Raw genomic sequence first — 266 nt, 5'->3', positions numbered from 1 at the left:
TTATAAAGGAAGGGATATTAATCCCCGTCGGACAGGCGCGTGTGCAGGGCGCATCATAACAAAACAAACAGCGGTTCGATTCCTCCATCGCCTCTTTCGGCTTCATGCCGGCTTTGACTTCGGCAAAGTTACGCTTCAAATCGGTTAGTGAAATAAAGGATGTCCCCATAAGCCTCCACCTCCGCGCTATTCTTCCTTCATGGCGATTCGGCTTGCAGTTCGATACAATAGCTCCGTGCCAAGCGTAATGTCGTGCTCACTTGCAA

Annotated in this window: 1 pseudogene; it reads right to left on the bottom strand. The window is 50.0% G+C overall.

The features are described 5' to 3' along the window. A pseudogene (locus tag KVT27_RS24930) lies at positions 1-169 on the bottom strand (dihydropyrimidine dehydrogenase); the annotation flags it as partial. Positions 170-266: the final 97 nt, after the last annotated feature.

Source organism: Lysinibacillus sp. GbtcB16, assembly GCF_019091145.1.
GTDB lineage: Bacteria > Bacillota > Bacilli > Bacillales_A > Planococcaceae > Lysinibacillus > Lysinibacillus fusiformis.
Note: the sequence above shows the minus strand (reverse complement) of the source record. Positions and strands in the feature narration are given on the sequence as shown.